Below are 9525 nucleotides of genomic sequence, written 5' to 3' on the forward strand. Positions count from 1 at the left end.
GTAATTGTAAATTATATAACTTGGGTTAAAATAGCAAATCAGGAAAGATTTAAAATATTACTCATGACAAATAGTTGTAAAGTCGCTGTGGCGCAGCTGCAAGTTGGCAATTTTGTACGTTTACCTATTGCCTGGAAAGATCACCCTTTTATATTTAATACCTTTAAAATCAAGCAACAGGCACAAATTGAGATAATCAAAAATCTTGGGCTTGAATTTGTCTATGTCCGGTCTGACCGCAGTGATGCTCCGCCACTAACATCTTTAGAAGCGGAGAAAACCGCTGCCATAATTGATAACAATTTAGAACAGTTTTCAAATGAGTTAAACCAGCAAAAAGCTAAAAGCATTGAAGCTCAACAAGCCTTAAGACGCCACCTGCAAAAAACCGAAAAGCACTTTGTACGTAATGTCGCTATGATGCGTAATCTAATGAATAAATTACGTAATCGCCCCCTTGACGCGGTTAGTGAAGCACAAGAGCTTGTGCATGGTGTATGTAACCAATTGCTTACCGACGATAAGCTCGTGCTACACCTTATGGCGGATGCAAAAAGTGATGACAGTATCTATTATCACTCTTTGAACGTTGCAGTACTTTCAATGCTAGTCGCTAAAGAATTAGGTTGGAGCCGCAAAGAGATTGAATGGATCGGCATGGGGGCACTCTTTCATGATATCGGCAAGCTTAACGTACCAACTCAACTGCTGCGTAAGATAGGTCCTCTCACCACAGCAGAACAAAACTATGTTAATCAACACCCGTTAATGGGCGCAGAGTTACTTGCTGGAGCTGATAATTTTCCTGCTGAAGCTTTACCCATTATCTTAAATCACCACGAGTTTTTAGATGGTACCGGTAGCCCTAAAGGCCTAAAAGAGCCAGATATTGATAAGTTAAGCCAGCTAGTGTGCGTGATAAATACTTATGACAATTTGTGTCATTCAAATCGCACTAAAAAAGGTCGTACACCCTATTCTGCACTCGGGTTTATCTATAAAAACTATAAAACCCAACTAAATCAGACGGTGATAAGTCGTTTAGTCAAAATGTTAGGTGTATATCCACCTGGCAGCGTTGTAGAGCTTAATTCCGGCCAGTTTGCTATGGTGATGTCGGTTAATTTAAGTCAGTTATTGCTGCCACGAGTGCTCGTTTACGACCCGACGGTGCCTAAAGAGCAAGCACCTATTGTTGATCTCGCTGCAGAAAATCTTAAGATTGTAAGATGTTTACCTGTGGCAGCGCTGCCTGATAAAGTTCTCAAATACCTGAACCCTAGAGAGAAAGTCAGCTACTTCCTTGGCTCAGAAAGATAACTTAGAGAAAATGAAAAATAGCCGCCAGTATGCTTTACATACATTGACGGCTATTACTTGCTGAAATCAATACCTCTGACTAACGTTAATATATGATATTAATGTTAAAGGCAGTGGTTATGACTGAACTTCCAAGCTTTGACAGGCTGTTATGGCTGGCGGAGAATGCGCCTGAAAAGCTCGATGCGTTGCAAAAGCAGCTAAGCCAAGAAGCGATAGCGGGATCAAGCCAAGCCAACCAAGCAAACCTACATGGTTTACTTCATGATCTTGAGAAGCGACTCGCTTTATGTAAAAACTCATATCAACGCTGCCAGGTCGTCAGCAATCTGATGTTTCAAAAACTGGCCATACTCAACCAAGTGTATAGCCAGCCCAATAGTTTTTTAAATAACAAAGCCGATGTGGTAGTACTGCGTAAAAACTCACGCGATTAACAAATTAAGAACCTGATTTTGTTAATGTCATCTTCACGGCTTGGATTTAATAACCAGGCGCTTAAAACCTAACTTATATACTTAAGTGCTTATAATTTAATGTTTATAAGTCAGCCTTTTGTTGCCAAGCTGTGGCAACTAACCAGTTATAAGCTACGTGTTACAGCCAACCTTTGCGCTTAAAGAAAAAATACGTTCCGGCTGCACTACCAAACATCATCGCAATAGCCATAGGGTAGCCAAAGCGCCAGTCAAGCTCAGGCATATTGACAAAGTTCATCCCATAAGCACTTGCTATCACTGTCGGTGGTAAAAATACCACTGCAGCAACTGAGAAGATCTTAATGATTTTATTTTGCTGTAAACCGCTAAAGCCCATTGCAGCATCAAGCAAAAAGTTTAACTTGTCGAAAATAAACTGACTATGTGGCATCAAAGATTCGATATCTGACAGCATTTCTCGCAGATCTTTAAGCTCTTCATCAGATAATTGTGCACGATAATATCGCTGCATAAAGCGCAATGAACGCTGAGTATCGAGCAAACTCAGTCGAATTTTACCGTTAGAGTCTTCTTGACGTGTAATAAGCTTAAATACGTTATCAAGCTCTTCGTTTTTAAATACCTCTTCGCTAACATTTTCAAGCACGGTATAAACGTCTTCAATAAGATCAGATAGGTACTCAACTTTTAAATTAAATAGCTCTAAAAGCAAAGATTCAGGCGTTGTCGCTTCAATTTTTCCTAGCCTTAAATAATTGCGTAATAAACGAATAAGCCCCACATCTTCATCACGGATAGTTAATAAGAAGTTCTTCCGCAAATTAAATGAAACGTTAACGCCTTTGACGTCTTGGCCAGCACGCTGAGGAAATAAAGAGTTGATGTGTAACCCGTCACTATTTTGATAAAAACGCGCAGAAGCTTCAATCTCATTGATATCTTCTTCATCTGGCACATCTTCAACAGAAAAACGGCTTAACCATTCACGTTCTTGCTCATCGGGCTTATAAAGATCAAGCCAAATAATGCCGGGAGGGATTGTGTCCTTGATGCTTAATTCAAAAATCGTGGTTTTACGATTCTCATAGGCATAGGCTGTAATCATAGCTCCTCCTGTAAACGCGCAATGCAAAAATTGTAGACAAAAAAACGAGGGCTATTCTACCCTATAAAGCTAAGCTGCAAATGGCTATCAAGAAAAAAGTGCACATAAATTATTCATTTACTGTGTTTGCAACGATAATTCGCTCTTGATTCGACAATCGGATACGAATACCGTCGATAGTTGTTATTTCATTGCTAGTAATATCTTTCTTTCTTACTTGATAGACAACCGAATCATCACTTACTGGTGACACTATAGTTACACTGACAACTTGACGACTATCATTCCAGTCCCAATACCAATAAGCAGCGGTTGCTGTTAGCGACAAACCAATTAAAATGTAGCCAGCTATTCGCAGCTTAATATTTTTTGCTAACTCTTTGGTATTTGCGCGCACACCCTGCTCTCTTGGCTTACGTATATATAGCATTGCAGCAACGATGATCAATAAGGTGATTAGTATTTTAGTTAGCACTCGCTTTCCCTCTATGACGTTTGCAGCGATTATACCGACAAAACGCTAGATAAACTGTTATGGATCTCCAAGCATTTGCATACTAGTTAGCAATAAAATCATCTCACTATGCAAGTTTGACCTCATTCTGCTATAAAGAGGTCATTACTCCCGATTAGGATCCCTAATGAATCGTTATATTATTGCCTTATGTAGTTCTATATTGCTGTTTAGTGCCCACGCACAAGCCGATGTTAGCTTAGCTCTGCCTTCAAATTTAGAGCTTGTGCTAGTAAATGGTAACAACAGTAGCGGCAATGACTCTCTAAAGCTCAACAATGGCAGTAACCAAATTGCGTTTCGTTACATTGGCCGTTATCAACAACATGGTACCCAAACTCAGTTTAAGTCAGATATTATCATTGTTAAGTTTGACGAGAAAAACAGTAAGCTTGCATTAACTTTGCCACGAATTCGCTCCAATAGTGCCGCAGACGAATTTAATAAAAACCCGCAATTAACCATAGTGGATGCAAATGATCAAAGCATTCATTTCGAGCAGGGAAAACTGATTAAAGAAGGCTTACAGCTAGGTCGCGATTACGAACAAGAAATTGCAGCCTATAACTTAACCAATAATAGTGCTTCTTTAAAGCTGCAAGCAGCAGCGATAGCAACGCCGGCTATTGTTACGGCAAGCTCAGCCGCAGTGAATGTACAAACCGGTGATGTCAATCAAGCTGATCCGAGTAAGCAGCAAATCAATGTCGGCCAAATGCTCGATTTTTGGTATCAACAAGCAGATGAAGAAACCCGTAAAGCATTTAAAGAGCGCATTAAATAAGTAACCTCATTTAGCTAGCTTATTGATATATAGAGCCTGCATGTTTAGCAGGCTTTATATCTAATACTCGTTCTCACAATCTCGCTGACTCACTTTACAGCCTCGACTGACAGCCATGTGAAATATACAGATACAGTGACTTAATAAGGTGACACTTTTGATGCGTCACTATTCATAAATAGATGAATTGATTGAATTAGGGATTGTTTTTCTGGTGTCATTTTTTGTGGATTATAAACCGCGCAAATATGGGCATTAATTTGCTGCTTAAGGTCAACAAAACGAATATGCTGCCAACTTTGACGGCTAAAACTTTGTGGCACAATAGAGATCCCTTCTCGACTTTCAATCACATTCATTAACGTCATAGGCTCGACAACTTCCTGCACTAAAGTCGGAATAAACCCTGCTTTAATGCAATGATTCACTACAAGCTGCGCCGAAGCGGAATTTTTCTGGCTCATCATGACAAACTTTTCATTGGCCAAATCGGTCAAGCAAAGTTGCTTTTGTTTGCTCAAACTATGTTTGTCTGATAACGCGACACACATTGGCTCACAGTACAAATTACACGACTCTAAAGGACTAATGTCTAAGGTGTCAGCATAACGCACGAAACCGATGTCGATTTCATTATTGAACAAAGCAACCTTTTGCTGCTGTGGTGATTGTTCAATAAATTCAAACTGGATCTTAGGAAACTCAAACTTTAACTGTTGGCATGCATAACCAAACCCCGCCCAAAAAACAGAACTAACAATCCCCAACCGCAGTAAACCTTGGCGTTGGCGGGCATATTGAGTCACTTGGTTAATAGAGCTTTCCATGACGTTAAAAATAGATTGGCATTGCTCCCGCAACAAAACACCAGCAGCGGTAAGCTGAATACTTCTTTGTTCACGGTTGAACAATTTTACCCCTAATACAGCTTCAAGTTCTCGCATCTGCGCACTTAATGGCGACTTAGAAATATGCAGTTGCTCCGCGGCCTGAGTAAAGCTCTGACAATGACTTGCCACATAAAAGTAGCGCAGCATTTTCATACTGATCCGTTCAGCCCAAAATAAGCTTTTGAGATCTAACGCACCTGTGTTTTGGTCTTTGTTCACAAATTTAGCATTCCATTGTTTTCAAGCAGTTAATCACTTTTGGTTGCACAGTAGTCAAAAATTACATTAGTCGATGTTTTAATTATCAGTTTATTGCTTACTAACTTTGAGCCGCTTTAATGTACCGAAAAACAGCACAGTAGCGTCATTTTTAGCGATTTTAATCAAAATAGCTTAGGAATATCGTGAGGCCAATAACAAAGTCCACTTAGGAATATAAAAATGTCTCTGTACGATCCTGTCCCAAATGCTGTCGCAACCATCGAAAAATACAAACCAGGTTTTAAACCACAAATTGCAATGATTTTAGGCTCTGGTTTAGGCGTTTTAGCCGACAAACTAGAAGATAAAGTTAGCATTGGTTATCAAGAATTAGACGGTTTTCCTGTAAGCACTGTTGAAGGTCACAGTGGTGAACTTGTTCTTGGTTACTTAAACGGCGTACCAGTAGCATGCATGAAAGGCCGTGGTCATTTCTATGAGCACGAATCAATGAAAGTCATGACGACGCCAGTTCGTACTTTCAAAACGCTTGGCTGTGAAATGTTGCTAGTCACTAATGCTGCAGGCTCGCTTCGTCCAGAGCGCATTGATGTGGGTTCACTCGTTGTTTTCTCGGACCACATTAATACTATGCCAAGCACGCCAATGACTGGCCCAAATGACGATAAATACGGCCCACGCTTTTTTAGTCTTGCTAATGCATACGATAAAGATCTACGTGAACAAGCACTCACTATTGCTAAAGCAGAAGACATTGCAGTCAATGAAGGGGTATTTGTATCGTACCCAGGCCCATGTTTCGAAACTGCTGCCGAGATCCGCATGATGCAAATTATCGGCGGCGATGTTGTGGGTATGTCTGTTGTTCCTGAAGTTATCTCAGCAGCTCACTGCGGATTACCAGTTTTAGCGATCTGTGCAATTACCAATATGGCTGAAGGCCTAGGTGATGTAAAGCTATCACATGAACAAACACTAAAATGCGCCAAGCTAGCTGAAAGCGATTTCTTAAAGCTAATTAACGCTTTCGTTATCAGTGTGAAAAAGTAAGGAAGTATCAATATGATGTTCATGGGATTCGTGGGTATGCTAGTGCTTCTGGGCATTGGTTTTGCTTGCTCAGTAAATCGTAGTGCAATTAAATTACGCACCGTTGGTGCAGCCTTAGGTCTTCAGGTACTTATTGGTGCTTTCGTGCTTTATGTGCCTGTCGGTCGCCAAGCGCTAGAATCAATGTCACATGGTGTACACGTTGTACTTGATAGTGGTAAAGCCGGTATTCGGTTTTTATTCGGTAACTTAGTCAACTTTTCTGTTGAAGGTATTGGCTTTGTTTTCGCGCTTAACGTACTGCCACTCGTTGTATTTTTCTCTGCCTTAATTGCCGTTTTATACTACCTCGGCATTATGCAATTTATCATCCGCATCATTGGTGGCGGTATGGCTAAATTACTGGGCACCTCACAGCCAGAATCTATGTCTGCTGTATCAAACATTTTTGTTGGTCAAAGCGAAGCCCCATTAGTCATTAAGCCATATATGGCAAAAATGAGTGACTCTGAATTCTTCGCAGTTATGTGTGGTGGTATGGCGTCAGTTTCAGGTACCGTACTCGCAGGCTACGCGATGATGGGCGTAGATATGGAATATTTGCTAGCAGCATCATTTATGGCGGCTCCAGGCGGTGTTTTATTTGCGAAATTGATCTTGCCGGAAACAACAACGCCAGCATATACCATGGATAGCAAAATCCAGTTTGATGAAAAACCACCTGTAAACGTGCTTGCAGCAGCCGGTGAAGGTGCAGCAAGTGGTCTTAAGCTAGCAGCAGCCATTGGTGCAATGCTAATTGCCATGATTGGCTTAGTGACACTTGCAAACAACCTATTGGGTAGCCTTGGCGATCTAGTCGGAATGCAACTGTCTCTTGAAGGCATTTTAGGTTGGATTTTTGCCCCACTAGCGTTCCTACTCGGTGTGCCTGTTGCTGATATGGCAATTGCTGGCTCAATGATCGGTAAAAAGCTAATCGTTAACGAGTTTGTTGCATATAGCGATTTAGCGCCTTACCTAAAAGATAATGCAGAAGTTACAGCTGCAGGCCTACAAGTACTACAAGAAAAGAGTAAAGTTATTATCAGCTTTGCACTATGTGGTTTTGCTAACTTAGCGTCTATGGGTATTTTGATCGGTGGTCTTGGTACGCTTTGCCCATCAAGAACGGACTTTATTGCAAAATACGGCTTACGCACAGTTGTAGCAGCGACTTGTTCGAACCTAATGAGCGCTGCAATCGCTGGTATTTTCTTCTCACTGGTTTAATCCATAAGCTAGATGACAGAAAACAATCTCGAATAACAATACTTAAAGGAGCCTATGGCTCCTTTTTCCCCTCTGTAATTAGATACCCCGAAACACAATTGGATTAATTAATCATCCCAATTGATTAATTCAATTATCCTCTAGCTGATTTTAGGTATAGATTAATATGCTTATTATTAGGGATTAGCCTAATCGATAAGTTCACTAAACTTCCCAAAGCAGCTATCAATTATGTCATCAGCACTGCAGCAAATCACCAATTCCACAATTAACAGCTCGACAAACACAGCTATCGCTCATACAGCATTAATAGCTGAAGGTGGCGGTCAGCGGGGGATTTTCACCGCCGGAATATTAGATGCCTGGCTTGAGCAAAACTTTAATCCTTTTTCCTTATTAATAGGCACATCCGCAGGTGCGCAAAACCTATCAAGCTACATTACCGAGCAAATAGGCTTTGCTCACCGCTCAATCACTGAATTATCTATAAACCCAAAGTTCTTTAGCTTGAGCAGGCCTTTAAAAGGTCAAAATACTGTCGACTTAGATTGGTATTTTGATCAGGTAAACAGCAGTACAACTAAAGGCAAACAACCGCATATTCTTGACCTTGATAAAGGTCTTGAGCAACTTAACAAACGCCAATTACTTATCTCAACCACTAATAGCTCAAGCTACCAGGCTAACTTTTATGAACCCAACCGAGATAATTGGTTAACATTACTCAAAGCCTCAAGCGCATTACCTCTTTTGTATAAAGAAGGGGTTAAAATAAATGATGAATTCCAAGTTGATGGTGGCTTATCAGCGCCTCTTCCCGTTGAAGAAGCTTATAGACGCGGCGCGCGAAAAATAGTTGTACTACGCACACTACCAAAGGAATATGCAGCCAATACACCTTGGGTCAATCGTTTAAAATCCTGGGTCTGTACGACGAACCAATGCCCTAAAGCCCTCGATTTCTTTGTACATCACGAACATGCCTACCGCGATTCTCTAAGATTTATCCAGTCTCCACCAAAGGATTTAGAAATAATCCAAATTTTCCCAGAGCACAATCTAAACAGCAAACTTATCGGCAGTAAAAAATTAGCTCTACAGACCGACTATCTACTAGGGAAAAAAGCAGGACAGGCTTTCATTAATCAACGCTCTGATACATTACTAAGCCCCCGCAAAATAGCTTCTGTGAAATCTACTAGAAAAGTACTACGCTACTGCTAACTAACAATATGAAAATACGATAATACTAATCAGAATCAACATTTAGTCGTGCAGCAAAAGTGATGTCTCTATGCCAGAGAGATTGGGCAAAAATGACTAAGTGTTAAGATGGAATGGTATAAGTGCTATTTCTTGGATAAGCATTTATCTATAAAAAGCAGGATTTTGCAAAAATTACAAACGTAAAAAAGCCCGGGGCTTTCTCGTTATTTGGCGCCTGGAAATGACCTACGACCCTCATGGATATGGGAAGTGTCGATTATGCAGGAGCATATAATCGCCCTCGGTTCGCGCAGCGAACACATGGGGGGGAAAGTGAGGCGTTTTGAATACGTAGTATTCAGCCCCTGCGCTTTGAGTGAAGAGTGAACGCGGACAAGCTTGCCTTCGAAGCTGGAGGCGAGTCACACGGATGTGACGAATGCCTGAAACGCATGGATGCAATTTCTGGCCAAGCTCAGCGGCGGGCGATCGCCAAGGATGGCGGAAGTGTCGATATAGTTAGGAACATTTATCGACCGACATCGGGAGTAGGTATTGCACGTACGTGCTTAAGTAGAAAGTCACCTTAACCTATAACGACACATTGATTAGGTAATCTTAATTACTTTTATATCGTCCAAACGCAAAAAAGCCACCTTATTCAGGTGGCTTTTCTACTTAAATAGGCGCCTGGAAATGACCTACTCTCACATGGGGAGACC

Annotated in this window: 9 protein-coding genes; 6 read left to right on the forward strand and 3 right to left on the reverse strand. The window is 41.0% G+C overall.

Annotated elements, in window-relative coordinates:
* The first annotated feature begins 63 nt into the window (after positions 1-63).
* Complete coding sequence (locus MSG37_RS20910; RefSeq protein ID WP_248472690.1) at positions 64-1320, forward strand: DUF3391 domain-containing protein; 1257 nt, start codon at positions 64-66, stop codon at positions 1318-1320.
* 119 nt (positions 1321-1439) lie between these two features.
* Complete coding sequence (locus MSG37_RS20915; protein WP_248472692.1) at positions 1440-1757, forward strand: DUF3135 domain-containing protein; 318 nt, start codon at positions 1440-1442, stop codon at positions 1755-1757.
* 160 nt (positions 1758-1917) lie between these two features.
* On the opposite strand, the gene corA is transcribed toward MSG37_RS20915, so the two are convergent.
* Both corA and MSG37_RS20925 read right to left on the reverse strand, forming a co-directional pair.
* Positions 1918-2865: a magnesium/cobalt transporter CorA gene (gene corA / locus MSG37_RS20920; protein ID WP_248472693.1), complete on the reverse strand. Its 948-nt coding sequence runs from the start codon at positions 2863-2865 to the stop codon at positions 1918-1920.
* 109 nt (positions 2866-2974) lie between these two features.
* A complete protein-coding gene (locus tag MSG37_RS20925) occupies positions 2975-3340 on the reverse strand; it encodes a hypothetical protein (protein WP_248472694.1) in 366 nt (121 codons plus the stop codon).
* A 166-nt stretch (positions 3341-3506) separates the two neighbouring features.
* On the opposite strand from MSG37_RS20925, the gene MSG37_RS20930 reads away from it, so the two are divergent.
* Positions 3507-4163, forward strand: coding sequence for a DUF2057 domain-containing protein (locus tag MSG37_RS20930; protein ID WP_248472695.1), 657 nt, complete (start codon positions 3507-3509; stop codon positions 4161-4163).
* 140 nt (positions 4164-4303) lie between these two features.
* On the opposite strand, the gene MSG37_RS20935 is transcribed toward MSG37_RS20930, so the two are convergent.
* Complete coding sequence (locus MSG37_RS20935; RefSeq protein ID WP_248472697.1) at positions 4304-5272, reverse strand: LysR family transcriptional regulator; 969 nt, start codon at positions 5270-5272, stop codon at positions 4304-4306.
* Between the two features lie 222 nt (positions 5273-5494).
* On the opposite strand from MSG37_RS20935, the gene xapA reads away from it, so the two are divergent.
* The 3 genes from xapA to MSG37_RS20950 all read left to right on the forward strand — a co-directional run bounded on the left by xapA (position 5495) and on the right by MSG37_RS20950 (position 8821).
* Entirely contained in the window at positions 5495-6325 is an 831-nt protein-coding gene (xapA, locus tag MSG37_RS20940) for a xanthosine phosphorylase (protein WP_248472699.1), read from the forward strand.
* A 12-nt stretch (positions 6326-6337) separates the two neighbouring features.
* Positions 6338-7597 (forward strand): NupC/NupG family nucleoside CNT transporter, encoded by a 1260-nt coding sequence (locus tag MSG37_RS20945; RefSeq protein WP_248472701.1) that lies wholly within the window; start codon positions 6338-6340, stop codon positions 7595-7597.
* Between the two features lie 231 nt (positions 7598-7828).
* Positions 7829-8821 carry a patatin family protein gene (locus tag MSG37_RS20950; protein ID WP_248472703.1) on the forward strand — a complete coding sequence of 331 codons (993 nt, stop codon included), beginning with the start codon at positions 7829-7831 and terminating at the stop codon, positions 8819-8821.
* Positions 8822-9525: the final 704 nt, after the last annotated feature.

Source organism: Shewanella sp. 1CM18E, assembly GCF_023161665.1.
In the GTDB taxonomy this organism is placed as follows: domain Bacteria; phylum Pseudomonadota; class Gammaproteobacteria; order Enterobacterales; family Shewanellaceae; genus Shewanella.

What these genes read in the sequence shown, in the direction of transcription:
- MSG37_RS20915 (WP_248472692.1), top strand. Translation starts at nt 1,440, where the DNA reads ATGACTGAACTTCCAAGCTTTGACAGGCTGTTATGGCTGGCGGAGAAT.
- MSG37_RS20910 (WP_248472690.1), top strand. Translation starts at nt 64, where the DNA reads ATGACAAATAGTTGTAAAGTCGCTGTGGCGCAGCTGCAAGTTGGCAAT.
- corA (WP_248472693.1), bottom strand. Translation starts at nt 2,865, where the DNA reads ATGATTACAGCCTATGCCTATGAGAATCGTAAAACCACGATTTTTGAA.
- MSG37_RS20930 (WP_248472695.1), top strand. Translation starts at nt 3,507, where the DNA reads ATGAATCGTTATATTATTGCCTTATGTAGTTCTATATTGCTGTTTAGT.
- xapA (WP_248472699.1), top strand. Translation starts at nt 5,495, where the DNA reads ATGTCTCTGTACGATCCTGTCCCAAATGCTGTCGCAACCATCGAAAAA.
- MSG37_RS20950 (WP_248472703.1), top strand. Translation starts at nt 7,829, where the DNA reads ATGTCATCAGCACTGCAGCAAATCACCAATTCCACAATTAACAGCTCG.
- MSG37_RS20945 (WP_248472701.1), top strand. Translation starts at nt 6,338, where the DNA reads ATGATGTTCATGGGATTCGTGGGTATGCTAGTGCTTCTGGGCATTGGT.